At 70.4% G+C, this 25,786-nt stretch carries 22 protein-coding genes and 2 pseudogenes; 14 read left to right on the forward strand and 10 right to left on the reverse strand.

Translation table 11 applies throughout. The annotated features are described in order from the left end of the window. Positions 1-13: 13 nt before the first annotated feature. The 5 genes from pucL to EF387_RS31115 all read right to left on the reverse strand — a co-directional run bounded on the left by pucL (position 14) and on the right by EF387_RS31115 (position 2,544). Entirely contained in the window at positions 14-919 is a 906-nt protein-coding gene (pucL, locus tag EF387_RS31095) for a factor-independent urate hydroxylase (RefSeq protein ID WP_128379975.1), read from the reverse strand. A gap of 6 nt (positions 920-925) precedes the next feature. Beyond that, the gene (uraH, locus tag EF387_RS31100; protein WP_128379976.1) at positions 926-1,276 is read right to left on the reverse strand and encodes a hydroxyisourate hydrolase; all 351 of its coding nucleotides are present in this window, start codon (positions 1,274-1,276) and stop codon (positions 926-928) included. Next, positions 1,276-1,800 carry a 2-oxo-4-hydroxy-4-carboxy-5-ureidoimidazoline decarboxylase gene (gene uraD / locus EF387_RS31105; protein ID WP_128379977.1) on the reverse strand — a complete coding sequence of 175 codons (525 nt, stop codon included), beginning with the start codon at positions 1,798-1,800 and terminating at the stop codon, positions 1,276-1,278. Before uraD ends, uraH begins: the two co-directional genes overlap by 1 nt. A gap of 118 nt (positions 1,801-1,918) precedes the next feature. After that, the gene (locus EF387_RS31110; RefSeq protein ID WP_128379978.1) at positions 1,919-2,296 is read right to left on the reverse strand and encodes a helix-turn-helix domain-containing protein; all 378 of its coding nucleotides are present in this window, start codon (positions 2,294-2,296) and stop codon (positions 1,919-1,921) included. Further along, positions 2,293-2,544 (reverse strand): hypothetical protein, encoded by a 252-nt coding sequence (locus EF387_RS31115; protein WP_128379979.1) that lies wholly within the window; start codon positions 2,542-2,544, stop codon positions 2,293-2,295. The genes EF387_RS31110 and EF387_RS31115 overlap by 4 nt, the downstream gene beginning before the upstream one ends. A gap of 178 nt (positions 2,545-2,722) precedes the next feature. Here EF387_RS31115 and EF387_RS31120 point away from each other — a divergent pair, with 178 nt between their 5' ends. Further along, a complete protein-coding gene (locus EF387_RS31120; protein ID WP_128379980.1) occupies positions 2,723-3,751 on the forward strand; it encodes a 6-phosphofructokinase in 1,029 nt (342 codons plus the stop codon). Between the two features lie 171 nt (positions 3,752-3,922). Here EF387_RS31120 and EF387_RS31125 read toward each other — a convergent pair whose 3' ends face one another. Further along, positions 3,923-4,954 (reverse strand): universal stress protein, encoded by a 1,032-nt coding sequence (locus tag EF387_RS31125; RefSeq protein WP_128379981.1) that lies wholly within the window; start codon positions 4,952-4,954, stop codon positions 3,923-3,925. A gap of 171 nt (positions 4,955-5,125) precedes the next feature. Here EF387_RS31125 and EF387_RS31130 point away from each other — a divergent pair, with 171 nt between their 5' ends. From EF387_RS31130 to EF387_RS31160, 6 genes are all read left to right on the forward strand, one after another. Continuing rightward, the gene (locus EF387_RS31130; RefSeq protein ID WP_128379982.1) at positions 5,126-5,965 is read left to right on the forward strand and encodes a TIM barrel protein; all 840 of its coding nucleotides are present in this window, start codon (positions 5,126-5,128) and stop codon (positions 5,963-5,965) included. Positions 5,966-6,114: 149 nt separating this feature from the next. Then, the gene (locus EF387_RS31135) at positions 6,115-7,023 is read left to right on the forward strand and encodes a 2-hydroxy-3-oxopropionate reductase (RefSeq protein WP_128379983.1); all 909 of its coding nucleotides are present in this window, start codon (positions 6,115-6,117) and stop codon (positions 7,021-7,023) included. Positions 7,024-7,334: 311 nt separating this feature from the next. Continuing rightward, complete coding sequence (locus tag EF387_RS31145; protein ID WP_128379985.1) at positions 7,335-7,598, forward strand: hypothetical protein; 264 nt, start codon at positions 7,335-7,337, stop codon at positions 7,596-7,598. After that, positions 7,565-8,449: a hypothetical protein gene (locus tag EF387_RS31150; RefSeq protein WP_238431805.1), complete on the forward strand. Its 885-nt coding sequence runs from the start codon at positions 7,565-7,567 to the stop codon at positions 8,447-8,449. Before EF387_RS31145 ends, EF387_RS31150 begins: the two co-directional genes overlap by 34 nt. Before the next feature lie 5 nt (positions 8,450-8,454). Next, positions 8,455-9,108, forward strand: a complete 654-nt coding sequence (locus tag EF387_RS31155) for a hypothetical protein (protein ID WP_128379986.1) — start codon at positions 8,455-8,457, stop codon at positions 9,106-9,108. Then, positions 9,102-9,683: a hypothetical protein gene (locus tag EF387_RS31160; RefSeq protein WP_238431806.1), complete on the forward strand. Its 582-nt coding sequence runs from the start codon at positions 9,102-9,104 to the stop codon at positions 9,681-9,683. Before EF387_RS31155 ends, EF387_RS31160 begins: the two co-directional genes overlap by 7 nt. A gap of 405 nt (positions 9,684-10,088) precedes the next feature. On the opposite strand, the gene gcl is transcribed toward EF387_RS31160, so the two are convergent. Continuing rightward, positions 10,089-11,873, reverse strand: coding sequence for a glyoxylate carboligase (gcl, locus tag EF387_RS31170; RefSeq protein ID WP_128379988.1), 1,785 nt, complete (start codon positions 11,871-11,873; stop codon positions 10,089-10,091). 237 nt (positions 11,874-12,110) lie between these two features. Between gcl and EF387_RS31175 the strand changes: the two are divergent. From EF387_RS31175 to EF387_RS31185, 3 genes and pseudogenes are all read left to right on the forward strand, one after another. Beyond that, positions 12,111-12,368 (forward strand): annotated as a pseudogene (locus EF387_RS31175) (hypothetical protein); the annotation flags it as partial. A gap of 594 nt (positions 12,369-12,962) precedes the next feature. After that, positions 12,963-13,358: pseudogene (locus EF387_RS31180) on the forward strand (hypothetical protein); the annotation flags it as partial. A 2-nt stretch (positions 13,359-13,360) separates the two neighbouring features. After that, on the forward strand, positions 13,361-13,909 hold the full coding sequence (locus EF387_RS31185; protein WP_128380074.1) for a GNAT family N-acetyltransferase: 549 nt from the start codon (positions 13,361-13,363) through the stop codon (positions 13,907-13,909). Positions 13,910-14,094: 185 nt separating this feature from the next. On the opposite strand, the gene EF387_RS31190 is transcribed toward EF387_RS31185, so the two are convergent. Then, positions 14,095-15,708: an AMP-binding protein gene (locus EF387_RS31190; protein WP_238431815.1), complete on the reverse strand. Its 1,614-nt coding sequence runs from the start codon at positions 15,706-15,708 to the stop codon at positions 14,095-14,097. A 5-nt stretch (positions 15,709-15,713) separates the two neighbouring features. Then, positions 15,714-17,384 carry an AMP-binding protein gene (locus EF387_RS31195; RefSeq protein ID WP_128379990.1) on the reverse strand — a complete coding sequence of 557 codons (1,671 nt, stop codon included), beginning with the start codon at positions 17,382-17,384 and terminating at the stop codon, positions 15,714-15,716. A gap of 109 nt (positions 17,385-17,493) precedes the next feature. Here EF387_RS31195 and EF387_RS31200 point away from each other — a divergent pair, with 109 nt between their 5' ends. From EF387_RS31200 to EF387_RS31210, 3 genes are all read left to right on the forward strand, one after another. After that, the gene (locus tag EF387_RS31200; protein WP_128379991.1) at positions 17,494-18,336 is read left to right on the forward strand and encodes a response regulator transcription factor; all 843 of its coding nucleotides are present in this window, start codon (positions 17,494-17,496) and stop codon (positions 18,334-18,336) included. A 740-nt stretch (positions 18,337-19,076) separates the two neighbouring features. Continuing rightward, positions 19,077-21,905 carry a helix-turn-helix transcriptional regulator gene (locus EF387_RS31205; RefSeq protein WP_420802647.1) on the forward strand — a complete coding sequence of 943 codons (2,829 nt, stop codon included), beginning with the start codon at positions 19,077-19,079 and terminating at the stop codon, positions 21,903-21,905. A 225-nt stretch (positions 21,906-22,130) separates the two neighbouring features. Further along, positions 22,131-22,922, forward strand: coding sequence for a S1 family peptidase (locus EF387_RS31210; RefSeq protein ID WP_128379992.1), 792 nt, complete (start codon positions 22,131-22,133; stop codon positions 22,920-22,922). Between the two features lie 214 nt (positions 22,923-23,136). Here EF387_RS31210 and EF387_RS31215 read toward each other — a convergent pair whose 3' ends face one another. After that, positions 23,137-24,234, reverse strand: a complete 1,098-nt coding sequence (locus EF387_RS31215) for a winged helix DNA-binding domain-containing protein (protein ID WP_128379993.1) — start codon at positions 24,232-24,234, stop codon at positions 23,137-23,139. A gap of 217 nt (positions 24,235-24,451) precedes the next feature. Between EF387_RS31215 and EF387_RS31220 the strand changes: the two genes are divergently transcribed. After that, the gene (locus EF387_RS31220) at positions 24,452-25,609 is read left to right on the forward strand and encodes a magnesium and cobalt transport protein CorA (protein ID WP_128379994.1); all 1,158 of its coding nucleotides are present in this window, start codon (positions 24,452-24,454) and stop codon (positions 25,607-25,609) included. Positions 25,610-25,786: the final 177 nt, after the last annotated feature.

The following is a 25,786-nucleotide window of genomic DNA, read 5'->3' on the forward strand; positions in this document are numbered from 1 at the left end:
TCTCCGCTCTCGCTCAGAGGTTGGTCAGGTCGACCGGGATGCGTGCCTCGTGGCCGTCCCGCAGGACGGTGGCCTCGATCAGCCCGTAGGGGCGGTCGGCGGCGAAGTAGACGGCCCCGTCCTCGGTGGCGTTCTTCAGACCGAAGGGCTCCAGGTCCACCAGGAAGTGGTGTTTGTTGGGGAGGGAGAGGCGGATCTCGTCGATCTCGTCCCGCCCGTCGATGACGCGTGCGCCCATCTGGTACAGGGTCTGCTGCAGCGAGAGCGAGTACGTCTCCGCGAAGGCCTCCAGCAGGTGCCTGGTGACCTGTGCGTAGGACTCCTCCCAGGCGGGCATCTCCTGCTCGTCGTCCGCCCAGCCGAACCGCCAGCGGCCGGACACCTCGGTGGCGAGGATGCGGTCGTGGGCCTCGGGGAGGGTCGTGTACTTGTCCTTGACGTAGCCCCGGAACTCGGAGTCGGTCGTGTTCATCACGACCAGGTCCTTCAGCCCGGAGACCACCTCCCACCCCTCACCGTCATAGGTGATCTGGGCGAGGCGGGTCTCGCGGCCCTGCCGGACGAACGAGTGCCTCCCCCGGCCGGCCGGGGCCTCGATGCGCTCCCAGGCGTACTCCTCGATGCGGATGCGGGCCCGGTGGATGGACTCCTGGGAGGTGACGAAGTGGCGGGCGAGGTGGACGCCGAACTGTTCGGCGGACTCGATGCCGTGCTCCTTGGCGAAGGCGTACACCGTGTTCTTGGTGGTGTCCGTCGGCAGCACATTGGCGTTCGAGCCGGAGTAGTGCACCTCGTCCATGGCGCCGGAGAGGGAGACCGAGACGTTCAGGTCCTTGATGTGGTGGGTGGTGCCGTCGCGCGTGACCTTGACGACGCGGTTCTCGGCCTTGCCGTACTGGTTGGGTCCAAGGATGGGCATGGTGCGCTAGCTCCCTCGGTATACGGAGTAGCCGAACGGGTTGAGCAACAGGGGTACGTGGTAGTGCTCGCCCGGTACGACGGCGAAGGTGACCGTCACCTCCGGGAAGAACGCGCAGGCGTCGGGGTGCGCGGAGAGGTACGCCGCGGTGTCGAAGGTGAGCCGTACGTGGGTGGTGCCCTCGGGCATTGCGGGGAGGTCCTTGCAGCGGCCGTCCGCGTCCGTGGCGGAGGCGGCGAGCGCCGTCCACCCGGCGCTCCCGTACACCGACAGCGCGACGGGCACGCCCTGGGCGGGGCGGCCGACGGTGGTGTCCAGGATGTGGGTGGACACGGTGGCCACCGAAGCGGTGCTCATCAGTTGTCGCCCCCTCCTTCCACGAGTTCTTCCACGAGCCGGGCGAGGCGGATCCGATTGATCTTCCCCAGTTCGCCGCGCACGATCTCGCGTTCCGCCTCGGGCGTGTTGCCGATCCGCGCCCGCACCGCGTCGCGCATCTGCTCCCCGGTCAGGCCGGTGGCGCAGATCAGGAAGACATGGCCGAACTTCTCCTGGTAGGCCAGGTTCAGCTCCAGCATCTCTGCCTTGAGCTCCTCGGATGCGCCGGTCATGCCGCGCTGTTCGCGCGCGGAGGTGGGGTCGCCCGGCTTGGGCCGCCCGATCGGTGGGTGCCCCGCCATTGCCTCCGCCAGATCGGCGGAGGCAAGCCCGGCCATGGCGGCATCACCGGCGGCGAGCAGAGCCTCGGCGTCGGCGAAGGGACGCGCGGCGAGCACCTTGGTCCCCCAGGCCTCGGAGGCGCAGATCTCGTGGAGGGCGGCGCGGGCCGCCTGCTCCTGAAGGCCGTTGAACCGGGCGAGGCCCGGCGTCGAAGCGGTCACGAGAGCCTCCGTGGCCTGGTTGGTCGCTGGACGGGCTGCGCACCAGCTAACGTCAGCCGCGAGCCGGACGTCAACAGTTTGTTGAAAATTCTGGGTGACACGCGCGAGTCGCGGCCTGTCAGCCGCCCTTCGCCGCGTTCTCCCTGTTCAGGTAGTTGTAGACGGTGAACCGGCTCACCCCGAGGGCGGTAGCGACCGTTTCCACTCCATGGCGGACGGAGAACGCCCCGCGGGCCTCCAGGGACCGGACGACCTCCTGCTTCGACCTGCGGTCCAGTTCGGCGAGGGGCTTGCCGTGTTTACGTTCCAGGGCGGCCAGGATGTGGTCCAGGGACTCGGCGAGTTGCGGAAGGCGTACGGCGACGACGTCCGCGCCCTGCCAGGAGAGCACGACGTCGTCGGCGCCCGCCTGGTCCGGAGGCAGCATCTCGCCGCCCATGGCGTCCACCAGTGGTTTCACCGCCGCGACGAAGGGATCCTCACCGGGGCCGGTCACTTCTCGCCCTCCCCGATGACGTTCACCTGGAGCGAGATCCGGGTGGCGCCGGCGTCCAGCGCCCTGCGCAGCAGCGCGTCGACCGCGCCGAGCACCGCGGTCGTGCCGCCCTCGGCGGTGTTGCCGAACGGGCCCACGTCCACCGCGTCCAGGTCGGCCGCCTCGACGACCTCCCGGGCGACCAGCGCGTGCCGCGGCACCTCGTCCAGGTCGAAGGGCTCGGTCGTGAACTCCACTCTCAAACGCACTTGGCCCCCAACAGACTCCATCACGCGCCGCACCCTCGGCACGGGACTGAGGCGACCCTAGCCGACGAGGCCGCCCGCGAACCCGGGACGGAATGCCGTGCATACCCTCCCCTACAGGTTCAAGCTGGACATAGAGCCGGCGCCATCCGGAGCGGGCAGCAGGGCGAGGAGAGATGCCATGCGGGTGGGAGTACTGACCGGAGGCGGCGACTGCCCCGGCCTCAACGCGGTGATCCGCAGCGTCGTGCGCAAGGGCGTGCAGGAGTACGCCTGGGAGTTCACCGGGATCCTGGACGGGTGGGCCGGCGCGGTCAAGGACATGACCATGGCCCTCGACGTCCGGTCCGTGCGCGGGATCCTGCCGCTGGGTGGGACGATCCTCGGCTCCTCCCGAACCAACCCGCTGCGCCTGGACCACGGCATCGACCGCATCAAGGACACCCTCGACGCGCACCGGATCGACGCCCTCGTCGTCATCGGCGGCGAGGACACCCTCGGCGTCGCGACCGCGCTCACCGAAGCCGGGGTCGACCTGGTCGGTGTGCCCAAGACCATCGACAACGACGTCGGCGGCACCGACTACACCTTCGGCTTCGACACCGCCGTCGGCATCGCGACCGACGCGATCGACCGCCTGCACACCACCGCGGAGTCCCACAAGCGCACCCTCGTCGTCGAGGTGATGGGACGCCACTCGGGCTGGATCGCACTGCACGCCGGCATCTCCGGCGGCGCGAACGCCATCCTCATCCCGGAACTCGAGTTCGACCTCGACGAGGTGTGCGCCTGGGTGGAGAAACGCTTCGAGATCAACTACGCCCCCATCGTGGTGGTGGCGGAGGGCGCCGTCCCCAAGGCCGGTCAGATGGTGCTCAAGGACGAGTCACGGGACCAGTTCGGTCATGTACGCCTCTCCGGCATCGGCGACTGGCTGGCCCGTGAGATCGAGGGCCGTACCAGGAAGGACGCGCGCACGACCGTGCTCGGCCACATCCAGCGTGGCGGCACACCGAGCGCCTACGACCGCTGGCTCGCCACCCGCTTCGGTCTGCACGCCGTGGACGCGGTCCGGGACGGCGCTTTCGGCACGATGACGGCCCTGCGTGGAACGCAGATCGTGCGCGTTCCCCTCGACGACGCGACCAGGGGGATCAAGCGGGTCCCGCCGGAGCTGTACGCGGAGTTCGGGGTGTTCTTCGGCACCTGAGGCGGGTTGGTCCTCAGGTGGGCGGGTGAGGCGGGTCCACTCACGGGGGGACTGAGGCGGGACCCGTCACGGGAGTGGTGAGGCGAGTCCCCTCACGGATTACCTGGGGCGGGACCCCTCACGGGCGTACTCGGGCGGAACCCCTCACGGGTCACCTGAGGCAGGCGGTCCTCAAGTGTGGGGGACGACCGCGACCGGGCAGAGCGCGTGGTGCAGCACCGCGTGCGCCACGGGCCCCAGCCGCCGCTCGGCCGTCCGCAGCCCGGAGCGGCGGCCCAGCACCAGCAGACCGGCCTGTCGCGAGGCGTTGACCAGGGCGTAGGCCGGGTGGAGCAGGACGACGTCCGGCAGCACGGGCACCTCCGGACACTTCTCCCGCCAGACGTCCAGCACGTCCGACAACCGCTGGACCTCCTCGTCCTCCCAGGTCGCCCGGTCCTCCTCGGGCACGCCGAGCGGGGCCCACGGAGAGTCGAGCGAGAGCGCCCACGCGTACACGGCACGCAGTCGGGCGCCGTGCAGCCGGGCCGCACCGAAGGCGAAGTCCGCCGCCGGCTCCGCCACGCCGCGCACCTCGACGCCGAGGACCACATCCCCCGCGCCGGCCCTCGCGGCCCCGCGTTCGGAACGCGGCCCTTCACCGTGCCCGGAACCCCGCCCACGGGGCACGATCACGACCGGGCAGGACGCGGCGTCCGCCGTCGCCAGTGCGGTCGAGCCCACCACGAGACCGTCGAAACCGCCTGCGCCTCGCGCCCCGAGGACGAGGAGTTCGGCCGTGTCGGAAGCGTTCAGCAACACGACCGCCGGGGAGTCGGCGACCGGCTCCGCGGTCGTAGCGCCGGCCTCGGGGTGCCGTAGGGCGATGTCGGCCGCGGCACGGCGCAGCACGTCCTCGCCCCGCGGTCTCCAGGGGAAGGCGGCGGGCGGTTCGGCGGCGTGCGCGGCGTGGGCGGCGTGGGCGGCGTGGGCGGCGGACGGTTCGGCAGCGTGGGCGGCGGACGGTTCGGCAGCGTGGGCGGCGGACGGTTCGGCAGCGTGGGCGGCGGACGGTTCGGCGGTGTCCGCGGCGTGCGCGGCGGCCGGCACGGCGTGCACCAGCCGCAGGGGAACGCCCCGCAGAACCGCCTCCCGCGCGGCCCACTCAGCCGCGAGGAGACTCTCCCGGGAGCCGTCGATCCCGGCCACGACACAGCGGGTCATGCCGTCTCCTCACTACTCCCCGGCACCCCCACATGCGGCAGGTGACCATTGTCGACCTCGCGACCGGGCACCACCACCGGAGACCTTGACAGCGCATCCGCTCGGCGGCAGTCTTCCATAAAGTAAAAGCTATTTTCCGAGATGCGGAATATGGAAGGGAGCGCCTGACTCATGGGTTTCGCGGACCAGCGCTTCGACGTCAACCTGTCGATCCTCTTCACGGAACTCCCTCTCCTTCAGCGCCCCGCTGCCGCCGCCGCGGCGGGGTTCACCGCGGTCGAACTATGGTGGCCCTGGGTGGACACCCCCGCCCCCGAGCGGTCCGAACTCACCGCGCTCGGGAAGGCGATCGAGGACGCCGGCGTACGGCTGACCGGCCTCAACTTCTACGCGGGGCGGTTGCCGGGGCCGGACCGGGGAGCCCTGTCGGTCCCCGGCGACGAGTCGGAGAGGTTCCGGTCCAACATCGACGTGGCGGCCGGCTTCGCCGAGTCGCTGGGCTGCACGGCGCTCAACGCGCTCTACGGCAACCGCGTCGACGGCGTCGACCCGGCCGAACAGGACGCGCTGGCGCTGGAGAATCTCGTGCTCGCCGCACGGGCGGCCGACCGGATCGGCGCCGTACTGCTGATCGAGGCACTCAACCGGGTGGAGTCGCCCCACTGCCCGCTGGTGTCGGCCCCGGCCGCCGTGGCGGTCGTCGACAAGGTCAACGCGGCCACCGGGCTGGGCAACGCGCGGTTCCTGATGGACCTCTACCACCTGTCCATGAACGGCGAGGACCTGCCGCAGGTGATCGCCTCCTACGTGGACAGGACCGGTCATGTGCAGATCGCCGACAACCCCGGCCGGGGCGCGCCCGGCACCGGTTCGCTGCCCCTCGAAGAACTCCTGGACCGGTTGGGCAAGGCGGGCTACGAGGGCTGGATCGGCCTGGAGTACAAGCCCGGCGACCGGCCGAGCTCGGAGGCGTTCGACTGGCTGCCCCGGGCGGCCCGCGCCGCTCGCTGAGCGGCAACTCACCGACAGAGCCGAGTGGTTGGAGAGGCATCCTCGTGAGCGACAACCCGATGAGCGACAACCCGGCAAGCGGCACCCCGGCAAGCGGGGCCCCCATGAGCGACACCACGACAGGCAGCACCGCGACAAGCAGCACATCGATGAGCGACACCACGACGAACAGCGGGCTCCCCAGGATCGCGTGGATAGGCCTGGGCATCATGGGCTCCCCGATGTCCGAGAACCTCGTCAAGGCGGGTTACGACGTCACCGGGTACACCCTCGAACCGGAGAAGCTGGACCGGCTGGCGGCGGCCGGGGGCACACCCGCGCGGTCGGTCGCGGAGGCGGTGCGCGACGCCGATGTGGTGATCACGATGGTGCCCGCGTCCCCGCAGGTCGAGGCCGTCTGCTACGGGCCGGACGGGATCCTGGAGAACGCCCGGTCCGGTGCCCTTCTGATCGACATGTCCTCGATCACCCCGCAGACCTCCGTGGACCTGGCGAGGGCCGCGGCGGGCAGGGGCATCCGGGTGCTGGACGCCCCGGTCTCCGGTGGTGAGGCCGGTGCCGTGGAGGCCGTGCTGTCCATCATGGTCGGCGGTGAACAGTCCGACTTCGACGCCGCGCGGCCGGTCTTCGACGTACTCGGCAGGACCGTCGTGCGGTGCGGGCCGCACGGCGCGGGGCAGACGGTGAAGGCCGCCAACCAGCTGATCGTGGCCGTGAACCTCCAGGCCTGCGCGGAGGCCGTGGTCTTCCTGGAGCGGTCGGGGGTCGACCTGAGCGCCGCACTCGACGTCCTGAACGGCGGTCTCGCCGGCTCCACGGTGCTGACCCGCAAGAAGGACAACTTCCTGAACCGGGACTTCGCGCCGGGCTTCCGCATCGATCTGCACCACAAGGACATGGGCATCGTCACCGACGCGGCCCGCGGTGTGGGCGCCGCGCTGCCGGTCGGCGCCGTGGTGTCCCAGCTGATCGCCTCACTGCGCGCGCAGGGCGACGGCGGGCTCGACCACTCCGCGCTGCTGCGCTCGGTCGAGCGGCTCTCCGGCACCCGGTTGTGAGTTGCCGGCGGCTCATCGGCCCTTCTCGGTGGTCATGTCGATCAGGCCGTGGGCGGTGATGGCGCCTATGGCCAGTACCCGGCGAGGAGCTGCCGCTTGACCACAGAACACGTCATTCACGATGAGAACGGCGTTGCCCTCCGCCTCAACAGGACCCCGCTGAGGCTGCCGCCGCCCCTCGACACGGGCTGCTGTTCATCCGAAGCGACCTGCAGAACCAGACGAAGCCTCCATCGGAACCGCTGTGGCAGGCGACCACCGCAGGTTTGCGCTGGGTCTGACGCCACCCCCTCATCCGCGCAGCGATCCTGTTGATCGCCGTCAGCAACCTGGTCTTCCAGGCCCTCGTATTGATCCTGGTCGTCCTCGCCCAGCACCAAGGCGCCACATCCACCACCATCGGGATGATGCTCGGCATCTACAGCGGTGGTGGTCTGATCGGCGCACTCGCGGCGAGCAGGCTCCATCGTCACTTCAAGCCCAAGATTCCGCGCGGCACAAGGCCGCTGGCTCTGAGCAGCCTCAGTTACCACTCTCTTCCATGCGCCGGTTGCGCCCGGTCGCTGCGGCGCTGACGCTGCTGATGGCCCTCGAGGCTGCCGTGGTCGTGGAGTCCACGGGCCAGGCTGTCGCTCTGCCGCAGGATGTGCCCGCAAAGAAGGCGAGCGCACCCGGCAAAGCGCCCAAGGAACTTGGACCCGCCACAGCGGCTTCCGTTGCGGCTGCCCGGTTGAAGGCGAAAATCCAGAACCGCCGGATCGAGGCCACCGACGCTCGCACGGAGACCTCGACGACCTACGTGAATGCCGATGGCACGGTCACGGAGGAGGCGTATGCCGGTCCGGTCCGTTTCAAGGGTGATGACGGTTCGTGGCAGGATGTCGATGCTTCGCTGACCCAGGCCGAGGACGGGTCGATCAGGGCCAAGGGGCATCCTCACGGGCTGACTCTGGCGGGCAGGCATGCTGCTCCGAGGGGCCTGAAGGCGGCCGGTGCGCCGAGCGCGTCGGCGCCGGTGCCGCTGGTGACCATGGAGGATCGTGCGGGCCGGCAGATGCAGCTCGGCTGGTACGGCGCGCTGCCTACGCCCACGGTTGAGGGTGCCGAGGACACTGTCGCCCGGTACAAGGATGTGCTGCCGGCGACCGACCTGCTGATCGAGTCCACGCGGACCGGCTATGAGCAGTTACTCGAGCTCAAAGATCGTTCCGCTGTCGATGCCAACGGCCAGGTCGCCTACAGCCTGAAGGCCGAGGGGCTGATTGCGAAGGCGCACGAGGACGGGTCGGTCACCTTCACCGACGCGAAGGGCAAGACCGCGGGGGTCCTGCCGTCGCCGGTGATGTGGGATGCCCAATCTCGCGCACCACGTACACCGGAGGCGGCGCCTACCAGGAGTACACCTACGACGCGGCAGGCCGCCTGACCAAGGTGGACGACTCCCAAGCCGGCGTCACCACCCGCCGTGACTACGCCTTCGACGACAACACCAACCGCACGGCCCTGACCACCACCATCGACGACGTCGACGGAGGCACACCCACCACCAACACGGTCAACTCCACCTACGACAGCGCCGACCGGCTCATCGCCCCCGGTACTGTCTACGACGCCTTCGGCCGTACCACCGCACAGGCCGGCGGCGCTCAGAACGCCTACTACGCCAACGACCTCGTCCGCCAGATCACGGCCGATGGGGATCCACTGCGCATGCCACCACGGCCCGTATTCCCCGTCCGGGTGGCCTTCCTCTGCTCCCGCCGGCAAGCGCGGATCGTCGGAGTCGGCCTCGCTTACGTCGGCAGCCGCTATCTGGGCTACCGATGCAGGTACAGCTACGGTATGCGCGTCTGCTCCGGCGGCATCGGTCTCCATTCCAGGGGTGGAGCCACACTCGGGACCACCTTCTTCACACCGAAGAGGAATCCCGACGCCGCGCTCATGCGGCACGAGAAACGCCACAGAAGCCAGTGGAAGCGGTACGGCTTCCGGTTCGGATACATGTACCTGAGGGCCGGAACCAACGCTTGCCGCAACAAGTGGGAGCGGCGTGCCAACTGGAAGGACGGAGACTACCCGTGCTGACCGACGCGACCCGCAGGCCAGGGCACCGCAGGGTCGAACTGGTCGTCACTCTCGGCATCTTGATCGCCGTAGGTGCTCTCGCCGCGATCGGCCTGTGGGTGTACGGCGTCTACAGCATGTCCGCCCCGGACAAGCCCGTCGTGCCCGGTGCCAGAGTCGAAGGGGAGACGATTGTCATCAAGTTCCCTCTCTGCTCCACCGACGTGATCCGGCGCGTGGAGGTCACGGACTCCGACGACACCAGTAACTATCCGCAGATCGTGTGGTGGGCCTCCAACCCCACGACACCGGCGACCAGGAGGGGAGTCGTGAAGCTCTGGTCCGGCGACGGATTTGAGCGCCGCGCCCCTGAACCGGCCAAGTCCGCCGTCCCACGGAACCTGGTGGTGGGGTACCTGGATCCGTCGGGTCACGGGCGCGATGGTGTCTTCACCCTGCGCACAATATCCACGGCGAAGCTGAAGCCTGGGCAGTACTGGACCGATTACGGCCCCATGACCGCGGCACAGATCGACGCTCAACTCAATTGCAACAACGGCACGTCCACACCCACACCGAAGCCGAAGACAGACTAGCAGTCGCCTACACGCGGACGATCACCGCTTTGAGAGCGCCCAGACGTCCTCAGCGGCTCTGGGAAAGGGGCTATTCCGCAGTCTCGAATATCCGAACCTACCGATACCCGGCGGACTCCTGGACCACCGACCGGGGCCCGGCCGGCCGCCCCGTGCCGCAGTGGACCCTCCCCGGCGCGACCCCCGTCGAGACCCTCGGGCGGAACGGCCACCACCTCTGACGGGCTGAACCGCGGCCGGAACCGCTGGGCGCACTGTGTACGCCGCCGGGCGTAGCCCGCCTACGGAACCCTCAAAGGAAGCTCTGAACCCGGGCCGGGGGGCTTCAACCGCCCCGGCGGCAGGGCACATTCTTGGAACACCGGGGGGCCCGCCGGCACGGGGGCGGCGGGCCCCGCCGGGATGTCAGACCTCGAGCTTCCTGATCGACGTCGGCGCATGGCCGGGCTCCGTGGCGATCTCCTCGAACTCCACGACCGCGCCAATGTCGTTGGTCGTCGACATGGAGATGTTGGTGACCCGTTCGAGGATCGCCTCGACGACGACCGGGACGCGGTGCCGGGCGGCGAGTTTCCTGGCCTGTTCGAAGGCGGCACCGAGTTCGGCGGGATCGGTGACCCGGATCGCCTTGCAGCCGAGGCCCTCGGCGACCTTGACGTGGTCCACGCCGTAGACGCCGAGTTCGGGCGAGTTGATGTTCTCGAACTCCAGATTGACCTGGAAGTCGATACCGAAGGCGCGCTGCGCCTGGCGGATCAGGCCCAGGTAGGAGTTGTTCACCAGCACGTGCACATAGGGGATCCGGTGCTGGGCTCCGACGGCGAGTTCCTCGATCAGGAACTGGAAGTCGTAGTCCCCGGAGAGCGCGACCACCGAGCCCTCCGGGTCGGCCGTGGCGACACCGAGGGCCGCCGGGATGGTCCAGCCCAGCGGGCCCGCCTGGCCGCAGTTGATCCAGTGGCGCGGGCGGTACACATGCAGCATCTGCGCACCTGCGATCTGCGAGAGGCCGATGGTGGAGACATAGCGTGTCTCGGGACCGAAGACCTTGTTCATCTCCTCGTAGACCCGCTGCGGTTTGATGGGGATGTCGTCGAAGTGAGTACGGCGCTGCAGTCGCGCCCGCCTCTCCTGTGCGGCGGCGGCCCACGCCCCGCGGTCCGGCAGTGCGGCCGCCGCCTTCAACTCCCGTGCCACGTCGACGAAGAGTTCCAGCGCGGCTTTCGCGTCGGAGGCGATCCCGTAGTCGGGGGCGAAGATCCTGCCGATCTGGGTGGGCTCGATGTCCACGTGCACGAAGGTACGGCCCGCCGTGTAGACGTCGAGTTTCCCGGTGTGCCGGTTGGCCCAGCGGTTGCCGATGCCGAGGACGAAGTCGGACTCCAGGAAGGTGGCGTTTCCGTGGCGGTGCGAGGTCTGCAGGCCCACCATGCCGGCGTTGAGCTCGTGGTCGTCGGGCAGGACGCCCCAGCCCATCAGGGTCGGTACCACCGGAGTGCCCGTCAGTTCCGCGAACTCCACGAGGAGTTCGCAGGCGTCCGCGTTGATGACGCCGCCGCCGGCGACGATCAGCGGTCGCTCGGCGGCGTTGAGGAGGGCCATGGCCTTCTCGATCTGGGCGCGGGTCGCGGCCGGCTTGTAGACGGGCAGCGGTTCGTACGTCTCCGGGTCGAACTCGATCTCGGTGAGCTGGACGTCGAGGGGCAGGTCGATGAGGACCGGGCCGGGGCGGCCGGAGCGCATGAGGTGGAAGGCCTGCTGGACGAATCCGGGAACCTGGGCCGCCTCCAGGACCGTGACGGCCATCTTCGTCACCGGCCGGGCGATGGAGGCGATGTCGACGGCCTGGAAGTCCTCCTTGTGGAGCACGCCGGTCGGGGCCTGGCCCGTGATGCACAGGATCGGGATCGAGTCGCCGGTCGCCGAGTACAGCCCGGTGATCATGTCGGTGCCGGCGGGACCGGAGGTACCGACGCAGACACCGATGTTGCCGGGGCACGCCCGGGTGTAGCCCTCGGCCATGTGCGAGGCGCCCTCGACATGACGGGCGAGGGTGTGCCTGATGCCGCCGGAGGCTTCGAGGGCCGCGTAGAAGGGGTTGATCGCCGCACCCGGGACACCGAACGCGTTGGTGACACCCTCACGTTTGAGGATCTCCACTGCCGCACGGGCGGCGGTCATACGTGCCATCGGGGACTCCTGCCTCGGCTGCTTTTCCGGCGCTTCCCTGCACTGCTGTTCCCTGCTGCTCCACGCGCTTGCGGATTGTGGCGCGTTATTCCGTATTACGGAAAAGTTTTTCTACTATCTGGAAGCAATGTAGGTGGGGCCTCACGGGCCGTCAAGAGCGGCCGTTTCGCTGTCAGGAGGGGGCTCACTGATGGACGATGGGAGCGCGTGTTCCACGGCGAACCCCAGGAGTGGCCCATGGCCGAAAGCGTCCCGGTGCGGTGTCCGGCGTGTCGTCGCGAGCATCTGTACGCGGCACCGTCGTATCCGTGCGCCTGCGGCGCCCCGGTGTCACCGGCACTCGACCGCCGGGCGGCCCCGTTTCCGGTCACGGAGATGACGTGGGACGAGGAGTGGATCACCGTGCGCTGCGGTGCCTGCGGTCGCGAAGACCAGTGGCCGGCACCGGAGTTGGGATGCCCCTGCGGAACGGTGCTACGGGTCCCGACGTTCGACCGAGGTCCGGGCGACGCCCTGGGTGACGACCCGACCGGCCTGCGGGCCTGGCGCAGGGGGCTCATCCCCACACAGGGCCCGCGCTTCGGAACCGGCGGCACGCACAACTCCACCGGTGACGCGGGGCACAAGGCCGGTGACACGGAGGACCTGGCCGCGAGCGCGGAAGACGAGGCCGGTGGCACAGGAAACGGCGCGGAGGCCGGGGCCGACGGCCGGGACGACACCGCGCCCACGGCATCCACCGCCGGCACACCGCCCGCCGACACACACCCCGACGCGAGTGAGGCCGGCACGAACCCCCCGGCCGACCCACCCTCGCTGCCGGCCGACTCCCAGCTCTCGCGGCCTGCCGACACCGCCCCGCCCGGCCCGAGCGGCGACACACCCCCCGGCCCGAGCGGCGACACATTCGGCACATCCGCGCGCCGGGACGGCGGCGTCCTGCGCGGATCCGGTGACACACCTCCGGGGCTGGACGGCGGGGGCCGGCGCAAGGGTGACGACCGGCCGGGCGTGGGCCGGCCGGCTCCGGGCGTCGCCCGGCGCGCGCCCCGCCCCGGCGGGCCCCCGTACTTCCCGGCGCACGTACCGGCACCTCGCTCGCCCCGGCCCGCGTTCCAGCCCATCACCATCCGCACCGCCCGCGACGCGGTGACCGCCGCCGCGCTGTACCTGCGCTGGCTCGGCTACAAGGACATCCGCAGAGCCGACCAGCGGCCCCCCAACGGCGTCGGGCTCGCGGCACGCGGCATACTCGCGCAGGTGGACCCCTCGGTGAACCCGGCGTCGCTGCGCGACATCGAGTGTCTGTGGCTGACCGCCATGACGGAGTCGGCGCGTTGTGTGTACTTCTCGCTCGCCGGCTACGACGACGGGGCCCGCTCCCGCGCCGACGGTCTGCGCATCCCCCTGTTCGTCCTCGATCTGACGGGCACTCCGCAACCGGTCAACAGCCCGGCCGACGAACTCGTCGCCACCGGAGCCTGAGCATGCGCATCCGGCAGGCCGTCGCCGCTGATCTCCCCCGGCTCCAGGACATCGAACGCTCCGCGGGCGAACCCTTCCGGGCCCTCGGCATGCCGGAGATCGCCGACGACGAACCGCCCGGCGTCGACGTGCTGGAGCGCTACCGGAGCGCGGGCCGCTGCTGGGTGGCCGAGGGCACGGAGGACGGCATCCCCGTCGTCGGGTACCTGATCGGTGAACCGGTGGACGGCTCCTTCCACATCGAGCAGGTGTCGGTGCACCGGAGCGCGGCCCGCCGGGGTGTCGGCCGGGCCCTGATCGCATACGTCGCCGACCACGCACGCGACGGGGGCCTGGCCGGTCTGACGCTGACCACCTTCCGCGAGGTCCCGTGGAACGCGCCGTACTACGAACGCATCGGCTTCCGGGTCCTCGACGAGTCCGAACTCACCCCGGGGCTGCGGAAGATCCGCGCCACGGAGGCCGAGCACGGCCTCGACCGCCGGCCGCGGGTGTGCATGCGCCGGGAGCTCGGGCACACCCGAGCCGACCCCGCACCGCCCAACAACTAGTGCCGCGGCAGGCAACGTTTGCCCGTCAAGGAGCGGCGTCCGTCCTCTGGGGGGTACCCCCTGTTCGAAGAGCTTGGGGGAGTGCCGGCCGCAAGTCCTCGTACTGGACGTACTTGGGCGTTCGGCCGGTGCGGTGAGAGGGCGTCCCGGGCGTCGCGACGGGGCGAACGTTGCCTGTTGCGGCACTAGGCGTACTTTTCCCTCAGTTCGACCTTGCGCACCTTCCCTGACACCGTCATCGGGAAGGTCTCGAGGATCTGCAGCCTGCTCGGGATCTTGTAGTGCGCCAGCTGACCGTCGCAGAAGGCCCGGAGTTCCTCCAGGCTTGGCGGGTCGAGGTGGTCGCGGGGGATGACGCAGGCCAGCACCTCCTCGCCGTACCGCTCGTGCGGTACCCCGACCACCTGGACGTCCCAGATCTTCGGGTGCGCGTACAGGAACTCCTCGATCTCGCGCGGGTAGATGTTCTCCCCACCCCGGATGATCATGTCCTTGATGCGTCCGACGATCCGGACGTAACCGTCCTCCTGCATGACGGCCAGATCCCCGGTGTGCATCCATCGCCCCGGGTCGACGGCCTCGGCGGTCCTCTCCGGCTCGTCCCAGTAGCCGAGCATCACCCCGTACCCGCGGGTGCACAACTCACCCGGCGTGCCGCGCGGATGGGTCACCCCGCTCACCGGGTCGACGACCTTCACCTCGATGTGCGGCAGCACCCGGCCGACCGTGCCCGTACGGTGCTCGATGTCGTCGTCGCGCCGAGTTTGCAGCGACACCGGTGAGGTCTCGGTCATGCCGTAGCAGATGGACACCTCAGTCATGTGCATCTCGGCCACCACCCGCTTCATCACCTCGACCGGGCAGGGCGAGCCCGCCATGATCCCCGTGCGGAGCGAGGAGAGGTCGTAGGACGCGAAATCGGGCAGGCCGAGCTCGGCGATGAACATGGTGGGAACGCCGTACAGCGAGGTGCAGCGCTCCTGTTCCACCGCGCGCAGGGTGGCGACGGGATCGAAGGACGGCGCCGGGATGACGATGCAGGCACCGTGCGAGGTGGCGCCCAGATTGCCCATCACCATGCCGAAGCAGTGGTAGAAGGGCACGGGCAGGCACACCCGGTCGTGCTCGCCGTAGCCGATCGTGCGGCCCACCCAGTAGCCGTTGTTGAGGATGTTGTGGTGCGAGAGCGTGGCACCCTTCGGGAAGCCGGTGGTGCCCGAGGTGTACTGGATGTTGACCGGGTCGTCACAGCTCAACTCGGACTGCGCGGCCGTCAGTCGCTCGTACGGCAACGAGGCCGCGCCCGCCGTCAGGGCGCCCCAGCTCGGGTCGCCGATGTAGACGGTCTCGCGCAACTGAGGGCACTTCTCGCGCACTTGGTTGACCAGGGACCGGTAATCGCTGCTCTTGTGCGCGAGGGACGCGATCAGGACCGAGACACCGGCCTGTTTCAGCACGTACTCCAACTCGTGCGCGCGGTAGGCGGGGTTGATGTTGACCATGATCGCGCCGATGCGGGCGGTGGCGTACTGGACGAGCACCCACTCGGGGCAGTTGACCGCCCAGATGCCGACGCGATCGCCCTTGATGACTCCCTTGGCGAGCAGCCCGAGCGCCACCTCGTCGACGGCCGCGCCGAACTCCGCGTAGGTCCAGCGGCGCCCCGACGGCACGTCCACCAGCGCTTCCCGTGACGGGAATGCGGCAATGGCTCGGTCGAGGTTGACCCCGATGGTGTCAGCGAGCAGCGGCGTGGCACTCGTCCCGTGGCTGTACGAGAGCGCCGTTGAAGGTTCCACCGAGGTCACCGGAAGTCCTCCTCGCGGTACTCGTTCTCGGAGCCCGCCGCCGTGGCCTCGCGCAGTTCGATCCGGCGGATCTTGCCGGACACCGTCTTGGGCAGGTCGGCGAACTCCAGGCGCCGGATGCGCTTGTAGGGGGCGAGGACGGTGCGCGAGTGCTCGAAGAGCAGCTTCGCGGTGTCGTTTCCCGGCTCGTACCCTTCGGCGAGCACGACGTACGCCTTGGGCACGGCGAGCCGCAGTTCGTCGGGCGCGGGCACGACGGCCGCCTCGGCCACCGCCTCGTGTTCGAGCAGCGCGCTCTCCAGCTCGAAGGGTGAGATCTTGTAGTCGGACGCCTTGAAGACGTCGTCGGCGCGGCCCACATAGGTGATGTATCCGTCGGCGTCGCGGGCGCCGATGTCTCCGGTGCGGTAGTAGCCGCCGGCCATCGCCTCGGCGGTGCGCTCGGGATCGCCGTGGTAGCCGGTCATCAGGCCCACCGGGCGCTCGGCGAGGTCCAGTGCGATCTCGCCCTCCTGGGCGCCGGGCGCGCCCGTCACCGGGTCGAGCAGCTCGACCCGGAAGCCGGGGCTCGGCCGTCCCATCGAGCCGGTCTTCAGCCGCTGGCCGGGGCTGTTGGACACCTGGACGGCGGTCTCGGTCTGTCCGAAGCCGTCCCGGATGGTGACGCCCCAGGCGCGCCGGACCTGCTCGATGACCTCCGGATTGAGTGGTTCGCCGGCGGCGACGGCCTCGCGCGGGGGTGTGCTGAGCCGGCCGAGGTCGGACTGGATGAGCATGCGCCACACGGTCGGCGGGGCGCAGAAGGTGGTGACGCCGGCACGGCCCATCTCGTCCATGAGCCGGGTGGCGTCGAAGCGGGTGTAGTTGTGCAGGAAGACGGTGGCCTCGGCGTTCCAGGGCGCGAAGAGGTTGGACCAGGCGTGCTTGGCCCAGCCGGGCGAGGAGATGTTGAGGTGCACGTCGCCGGGCCTGAGCCCGATCCAGTACATGGTCGCGAGGTGGCCGATCGGGTACGAGACGTGGGTGTGCTCGACCAGTTTGGGCCGGGCGGTGGTGCCCGAGGTGAAGTACAGCAGGAGCGGGTCGTCCGCCCGGGTGGGCCCGTCGGGCGCGAACTGCGCGGAGGAGGCGAGGGCGTCCTCGTACGAGAGCCATCCGGGGACGTTCGCGCCGACGGCGATCCGGGTGTACTCACCGGGCACCTCGGCGAACTTGACGGTGGTCTCGGCGCGGGCGACGACATGCCGTACCTCGCCGCGTCCGACGCGGTCGCGCAGGTCGGCGGGGCCGAGCAGCGGCGTCGACGGGATGACGACCGCGCGCAGCTTCATCGCCGCGAGCGCGGTCTCCCACAGCTCGACCTGGTTGCCGAGCATGACGAGGATCCGGTCCCCGGGGCGCACGCCCTCCGCGCGCAGCCAGTTGGCCACACGGGAGGAACGCTCCGACATCTCCGCGAAGGAGAGCCGGGCTCCGGTCACGTCCTCCTCGACGAGGTGCAGCGCCGCCCTGTCGTTGCCCTGGGCGATGACGTCGAACCAGTCCAGGGCCCAGTTGAAGTGCTCCGGACGCGGCCAGACGAAGCCCTCGTAGGCCGTGACGTAGTCCTCGCGATGCTCCAGCAGGAAGTCGCGCGCGCTGCGGAAGCGATCTGTCGCCGTCGTCATCAGTCCTCCTCGGGGTGCGCCACCATTGCCGTGGCCGACTCCCATCGTGAAACTCTCGGTAGAAGCGTCACCACCCCCGGACGGGGGTGTCGCGGGAAGGGACGGGCGCGTGGCTGCGGACGGATCCGATGCGGTGGAGATGCGTGCTGCGCTGGTACGGCTGCGGCGTGCCACCGGGCTGCCGGTGGCCTTCGGCGGGCTGGTCGAGCCGCGGCGGCAGACGCTCCGCATCAGTGAGCTGAACGGCACGTCGACGACCGCGCTCGCCTCGCTCTCCGTGTCCGCAGGGAACGGGCTGGGCGGCAAGACGGCCGCGCTCGCGCGGCCGTTCGCGGTCACCGACTATTCGTCCTCGCGGCACATCAGCCACGAGTACGACGCGGCGGTGGCGGCGGAGGGGCTGCGGTCCGTGCTCGCCGTGCCGGTCGTCGTACGGCGCCGGGTCCGCGGGGTGCTGTACGGAGCCCTGCGCACCGCCCAGCCGCTCGGCGACCGGACCCTGACGGCGGCGGTCGACGCGGCGCGGGACGTGGAGCAGGCCCTGGTCGTACGGGACGCGGCGAACGATCTGCTGGAGGCGGCCCGGGAGCCGGTGCGCGGCCTCGGGGAGGGCGACGTGGGCGCCGCGTGGGAGCGCGTGCGCGAGGCGCACACCGCGCTTCGGGCACTGGCTCCACGTGTCGTCGATCCGGTGGTACGGGCCGAACTGGCCGCGGTCTGCGCCCGGTTGGCGGCCGACCCCGGCGCTCCCGCCGCCGTCCGGCTGACCCCGCGCGAGCTGGACGTCCTCAGCTGCGTGGCCTCCGGGGCGACCAACGCGGCCACCGCCCACCGCCTCGGGCTACGCCCCGAGACGGTGAAGGCGTACCTGCGTGAAGCGATGCGCAAACTGGACGCGCACACCCGCCTGGAGGCGGTCGTGGCGGCCCGCAGAGCGGGGCTGCTGCCCTGAGAGCTCCGTGGTGTGCACCAGGCCACACGGTCAACGCGCTCCCACTGGCCCAAGGGACCCGCGAGTACCGGTCTCTTCGGGAGTCAGCCATTGCATCGCCGGACGGGGCCGAAGACCTTCACGTAGCGGGCGGAGACCCCAGCCGTACGGCCGCTGGTCAAGGTTGTACCGGACGTTGTTCCCCTGGACCTTCTGTCCCACAGCCTTGCACTTGATCCAGACTTTCTGGTGGGCTCGGAGGCTGCCGACCACCTTCGAGCGAGTGGTGGGCGCCTGACGCACGTTCGGCCCTTCTTCGCGATGACTTCGCCGAGGCTCGCGGGGTGGCAGCGGTCACTGCCGTTGACGGTGGTGGGGTCGGTAGCCGTGTGGGTGGCACTGTCGCCGCCTCCGGTGACGGTCGCGGTGTTGGTGACGCGACCGGAGGCATCGCAGGAGACGTCGACGTTCAGCGTGATCGGCGGATAGCTCTGCCCGGCCGGAAGCACATCACCGCGAGTGCAGGTCAGCGTCGAACGGCTGCGCCTCCATCCCGTGCCACCAATGCTGGTGCCCGTGTTCACCGAGCATGACGGCCCCAGTCAGCCCTCACCGGCCCATCACCGCCATCAGCCCGTATTCATTCACCATCCCACAGAAATTCCGTATACAGCCTTCTTGTTATTACGCTCACTCACCAACTCCCCGTTTCCCAAGGCTTTTCTGCCTAATATTGTCCCGAACACGACACGAAAGGGCCGGTGACCGTGGGACGGGACTTCGAGGAGCCTGTGAGAGAGCGGTCCGAGCTGGTCATCGGGCGGGAGGAGCTGGTCACCACGGCCAGGCGCCAGCTCTCCCGAGGCGGCAGCGTCCTCTTGCACGGGCCCGCCGGAATTGGAAAGTCGACCGTGCTGCGGGCCCTGGCCGCGGAATACGCCGCCGCCGCCCGGACGGTTCTGCGGTGTTCCGCCACCGAGTCCGAGTCGCATCTGCCGTTCCTCGCCCTGGCCGACCTCCTCGGCCTGGTCGTGTCCGAAGTCTCCGACCAGCTGCCCGCACCCCAGCGCACGGCGCTGGAATCCGCCCTCACCGGCCGTGGTGAGTCGTCCCTGCAACGCGACGGCCTCGCCCTGCGTCTCGCCGTGCTCTCGGTCCTGCGCGCCCTCGCCGCCAAGGGCCCCGTCCTGCTCGTCGCCGACGACCTCCAGTGGCTGGACACCGCCAGCACCGAACTGATCGGCTTCGCCGCCCGGCGCCTCGGCGAGATGCCGGTGCGGATGTTGTGCGCGGTACGCACCGAGGCGCATGACCATGAGCCGTATCTACGCGCGTCAGCGCCGGACACCCTCCCCGTGCGGATGACCCCGCTCTCCCGCGCCCAGGTCGCCGAACTGCTCGCCCGCCGCGGCTACCGGGACCTGCCCCGTTCCACGGTCCGCGACATCCACCGCACCAGCGGCGGCAACCCCCTGTTCGCCATCGAGCTCGGCCGTGCGCTCGCCGAGAGCCCCACCCCGCCGAGCCCCGGCGATCCCCTCCCGGTGCCGACGTCGCTGCGTGCCCTGGTCCTCAGCCGCCTCGACCAGCTGTCCGCCGAGGCCCGCCGGACCCTGCTGGTGGCCAGCGCGGGCGCCCGCCCCACCCTGGCGCTGCTGCGCGCGGCGGGCCGGGAGAACGCCGAGGCGGAGACCGCGCACGCGGCGTCGCTGGGGCTGCTGGCCACGGAAGCGCCGGGCGTACGGTTCGCGCACCCGCTCATCTCGGCCGCCCTGTACGCGGAGGCAAGCGCGGCGGAGCGGCGGGCCGCGCACGCCGCGCTGTCCACCACCGCCTCCGACCCCATCGAGCGTGCCCGCCACCTGGCCCTCGCCACCACCGGCACCGATCCGGAGGTGGCCGCCCGGCTGGCCGGGGCCGCGGCGCTCGCCCGGGACCGCGGTGCCCCGTCCACCGCCGCCGAGCTGGGGCTGCTCGCCGCCCGGCACACCCCGCCGGACGCCGGTCCCGAGGAGCGGCGGCTGCAGGCGGCCGAGGACGCGCTCACCGCCGGAGAGACCGATCTCGCCCGGGACGTGGCGCGCGAGGTGCTCGGCCGGGCCACCGAGCCCGCGGAGCGGGTGCGCGCCTGGATGGTGGTGATCGACGCGGCCGGGCAGGCGATGTCCGAGGTCGACGCGGTCTTCCCACAGGCCCTCGCGGACGCCGGCGACGACCCCCGGCTGCTCGCCCTGGTGCACTACCAACTCGCCTGGCGCGCCCTGCTGGTGGAGGGCGAGATGGCCAAGGGCCGGGAGGAGGCGGCCCGCGCCGCGCGGCTCGCCGCCGAGGCCGCCGACCGGCGCACCGAACTCCTCGCGCTCGCTCTGCAGGCCCAGACGGAGACCCTGATGGGCCACCCCGACGCCCCGTCGACCATCGAGCGCGCGCTGCGCGAACCGCAGGACGAACGCGTCTCCTGCGACCACAACGGTGCCCAGTACGCCCGCTTCCGCTGGCAGATCATGAGCGACCAGCTCGCGGAGGCCCGCACCACGGTCACGGGGCTGCTGCGCGAGGTGCGCCGCCGGGGCATGGCCGAGAGCGAGGTGCACTATCTGCGCGGGCTCGCCGAGACGGAACTGCGCGCCGGACACTGCGGACGCGCCCTGGACCTGGCGCAGGAGAGCCTGCTGCTCGCCCGTGACACGGGCATCGGGGAGGCCGCCACCGCGATGTTCACCTCGCTCGCCGAAGCAGCGGGCGGTGATGTCGACCGGGCGCTCGCGCTGGCCGGTGACGCGGCCCGGCACGCGGAGGAGGAGGGGGACCTGATGTACCTCTCGCGTGCGCTGGGCGCGCTCGGCCACGCCCATCTGGTCGCGGGCGACGGCGCCGCCGCGGTACGGGCACTGCGTCGCGTACGGGAGTTGGAGGGCGGTCTCGGCATCTCCGACCCGGCGCGCGGCCGGTGGCACGGGGATCTGGCGGAGGCGCTGGTGCGCGTCGGCGAACTGGCGGAGGCCCAGGACGTCATCGACCTGGCCCGGGAGCGGGCGGTGCGGCTCGGCCGGGAGAGCGTGCTCGGCGTACTGGAGCGGGCGGAGGCGCTGGTGCTCGCGGCGCGCGGCCAACACGACGAGGCGGAAGCGCAGTTGACGTCGGCTCAGGCTCAACTCGGCAAACTGGGGTACGGACTCGAGGCCGCTCGGGCGGCGTTCTGTCTGGCCCGGCTGCGCGCGGAACGCCTCGGCCCGGCGGCGGCCCGGGCGGCCTACGACGATTCCGCGCGACTGCTGAGGAGGTGTCAGGCCCGACCGTGGATCGGGCAGTTGGAGGCGGACACCCAGGTCATGCTGGAGCGGGCGGCGGTCCCGGCGGAACCCGCGCCCGTCGAACGGAACCCACTGGATGCGCTGGCTTCGCTCGCCGTGATGGAGCGCCAGGTCGCGGAACTGGTGATGGAGGGCGCCACCAACCGGGAGATCGCCGCACGGCTGTTCATCAGCGTCAAGACCGTGGAGGCCACGCTCACCCGGGTCTACCGCAAGCTGGGGATCAGGTCGCGCGTCGACATCGTACGGTTGACGGCGGGGCAAAGGGACCGGTGACCGGGCACGGGGAGTGTCGCGACCGAGGGTTTTCCCTGTCCCGACTCCCGTAGGGGGTTCCCTGGTTGAGCCGGTGACGGTGCGCTCGTAGTGTCATGTACACGCACCTCATGCACGACGGTGCGCTTCCCCCCACGGTCGTCGACGAAGACGTCGGCCCAGGCCGTGCCGCACGCGCGGACACCCCCATCTCGCGCACCCCCACCGGCAACCCTGAGGAGACCCATGTCCCTGCTCAGCCGTGCCAAGAAGACCGCCGCGCTCTGTGCGGCGACCGCTGCCGCCGCCGCGACCGCGCTGGTGGCAGCCCCGTCCGCCGCCGCCGCGCCGGCCCCGATCGTCGGCGGCACCACGACCACGACCACCGCGTACCCGTTCATCATGCAGATCACCGACGCCTCGCAGAACCAGTTCTGCGGCGGCACGCTGGTCTCGCCCACCAAGGTGGTCACGGCCGCCCACTGCATGGTCGGCGAGACCACCTCCAGCGTGCGGGTCGTGGGTGGCCGTACGTATCGCAACGGCACCAACGGCACCGTCAGCAGAGTGAGCAGGATCTGGATCCACCCCAGCTACACCGATGCCACCAACGGCGACGACGTGGCCGTGCTCACCCTCTCCACGTCCATGCCCTACACCACGGCCTCGTACGTGACGTCCTCGCAGACCGGCGTGTACGCGGCCGGCACCACCGCCCGCATCCTGGGCTGGGGCACCACGTCCGCGGGCGGCAGCTCCTCCAACCAGCTGCGTACCGCGACCGTACCGATCGTGTCCAACTCCAGCTGCGCGAGCTCGTACGGCTCGAACTTCGTCGCCGGCGACATGGTCTGCGCCGGCTACACCTCGGGCGGCGTGGACACCTGCCAGGGCGACAGCGGCGGCCCGCTGCTGATCGGTGGTGTCCTGGCCGGCATCACGTCCTGGGGCGAGGGCTGCGCGACGGCCGGCTACCCCGGCGTCTACACCCGGCTCACCACCTTCTCCAGCCTGGTGACGACGCAGGTCAACTCCTGACCGACGACCTGCCCTCCCCTGCCCCCTCCCTTGCCCCCCACCCTGATCCCCGCCCTGATCCACAGGGTGCCCCCCACACCGTGATCCCCACCTGATCACCCCCCACAGACAGGGGGCGGCACGGGCTGCCACAAGCGCCCGCGCCGCCCCCTTTCCATGTGTGTTTCCGGTCCATGTGTGTTTCCGGCGCGCGGGGTGTGCACGGCAGCCGGCCTCAGGCACGCACGACGCTCCCGAAGCGGATGTCGTACGAGGTCACGTCCGCCATGATCCGCAGCAACCGCTCACCCTCGTCGGCCAGTTCACCACGCTGGGCCCTGGTGAGCACCCCGAAGGGTTCGAGGGTGAGCACACCTCCCTCCACCTGCCACACCCCGGCGAGGAATCCGTCGACGAGGAAGGTCCGGTAGGCCTGATTGCCGCTCCAGGAGCGGCCCTTGTACTCGGTGGGCACCACCCGCGAACGGTCGGCGTGCGAGAGCAGCAGATTGTCGAACTCGGGCAGGAAGCGGGGCGGGGCCGGGGTGTCGGCGGCGGGGCGCGGTGCGTCGGGGAGGTCGAAGAGCTCGACGCCGTTCTCGTCGTGGAAGGTGACGAGTTGCGGCCGCAGTCGTTCGAAGGCCGGGCGCAGCCGGGTGAGACCGGACCAGATCTGCATGTCCTTCACGGACGCGGGCCCGAAGGCGGCGAGGTAGCGCAGCACGGTGGCGTCCGGGGCGGGGACCGGCTCGGCGGGCCGGCCGAGCCAGTGCTCGGCGGTCGTGAGCTCGACCTGGCCGCTCCGGCCCCACAGCCCGCGCGGGGTGACCTGGACGAGGGGCAGCTTGCAGCGGGCGGCGATCGCCAGGGCCTGCGGATCGGCGTTCGGCCACTCCACGAGCAGTGCCTCGCGCAGTTGCTTCATGGTGCGCGGCTCCGCCTCGACCAACTCGCGGGCGACAGCGGCGAGCCGGTCCAGGTCGACGCCTGCGAGGCCCTTGCGGAAGGTGCTGAGTTCGCGGTCGCGGGCGGCCTGCACCAGCGGGCGCAGGGTGAGGCAGTCGTCGGCGGTGTGGGTGTGGATGGTCGAGCGCAGGGTGACGATGCGAACGACCTCCCGGTCGGCCATCAGCCGTGAGAGGTCCTCCGGCACGAAGCCGTCGAGGCGGGCAGCGAGCGCGTAGTAAGGAGGCTTGACGTTCTGTGCCTGGAGACCGAGGAGATGGGCGACGGCGTCCTTCGCGGACAGGTCCGACCGGCGCAGCAGGAGCTGCCGGTCGAGGGTGGCCCGGTTCAGCTCACGGGCACGGAGCACTGAAGTCACCTTCGTCATGATCGCCCGCTCCCCTCGTCACATGCGTTCCGCTTACTCCACTTGTTCGGCATGCTCCGCACGGTAGCGAGACTTGAGGACAGTTTCTGTCCTGAAATCTGTCCGCAAGTTCGGTCGGGTTCTTCCGGCTCCGACCGGACGCTGACGCCATTTGGCCCCTATATCCTTCCCCGGGTCAGGGAGATGATCCGATCGTTGGACACGGGAGGCAGCCGCGATGTCCGAGCGACGCGTCCGACCGGCCTCGAAGAGCACCAGGCGATCCGTCTGGCGTCGCACCTCTACCCCGCCCGCGTCGCCCCCGGCACCTCCGACGAGGGAGCAGCCCCCGCCTCCCCCGCACTCCGGCGAACCGGCCTCGATCGTGCAGGCGGCGCTGTACCGGGACGGAGTGCGGGTGGCGACACCCGGCTCCCTCGCGGAGACGTTCCGCGAACTGCGCAAGCAGGACGACGGTATGGCCTGGATCGGTCTGGCCCGCCCACCCGAGGCGGAACTGCTGAACCTGGCAGGGGAGTTCGATCTCCACCCGCTGGCCGTCGAGGACGCCCTGGAGGCCCACCAGCGCCCGAAGCTGGAACGCTACGACGACACGCTCTTCGTCGTACTGCGCGCCGCGCGCTATCTGGACGCGCCGGAGGAGGTCGACTTCGGGGAGCTGCACGTCTTCGTGGGCCCGGACTTCGTGATCACGGTCCGTCACGGCGCCGCCCCCGACCTGTCCGCGGTCCGCCAACGCATGGAGCAAAGCCCCGACCTGCTGAGGCTGGGCCCGGAAGCGGTCCTCTACGCGATCCTGGACGCGGTGGTGGACGGCTACGCCCCGGTGGTCGCCGGCGTCCAGAACGACATAGACGAGATCGAGACGGAAGTCTTCCGCGGCGACCCCGAGGTCTCCCGCCGCATCTACGAACTCTCTCGTGAAATGGTCGAGTTCCAGCGCGCCACCCGCCCCCTCGTCGGCATGCTGCACGGCCTGATGGCGGGCTTCGCGAAGTACGGCACCGACGAGGAACTCCAGCGCTACCTCCGCGACGTCGCCGACCACGTCACCCACACCAGCGAACGCGTGGACTCCTTCCGCTCCGCCCTGACGGACATCCTCACGGTGAACGCGACCCTGGTCACCCAGCAGCAGAACGCGGAGATGCGGGCGCTGGCGGAGGCGGGGTTCGAGCAGAACGAGGAGATCAAGAAGATCTCGTCATGGGCGGCTATTTTGTTTGCTCCGACGCTGGTCGGGACGATCTACGGCATGAACTTCAAGCACATGCCGGAGTTGAGCTGGACGTTCGGGTATCCCTTCGCCATCGGCCTGATGGGGATCGTCTGCACCACCTTGTACGTGATCTTCAAGCGGCGGGACTGGCTCTGAGTCGTCATCCCGCAAGCGGACCTGCGGGCGGCAAGGTATCCCGATCGGGGGGCCACGGCCAGTCGGCGAGGGGCACCCCGCCGCGCCGGCGGTAGCCGTGGCCGGATTGGTCGTGTTCTACCTGCAGCAGCGGTTCCGGGTGCGGGGATGGTGGTGGTACGGACCGGTGGGCGGTGG

The sequence above is a fragment of the Streptomyces cavernae genome (genome assembly GCF_004023625.1).
Classification (GTDB): Bacteria; Actinomycetota; Actinomycetes; order Streptomycetales; family Streptomycetaceae; genus Streptomyces; species Streptomyces cavernae.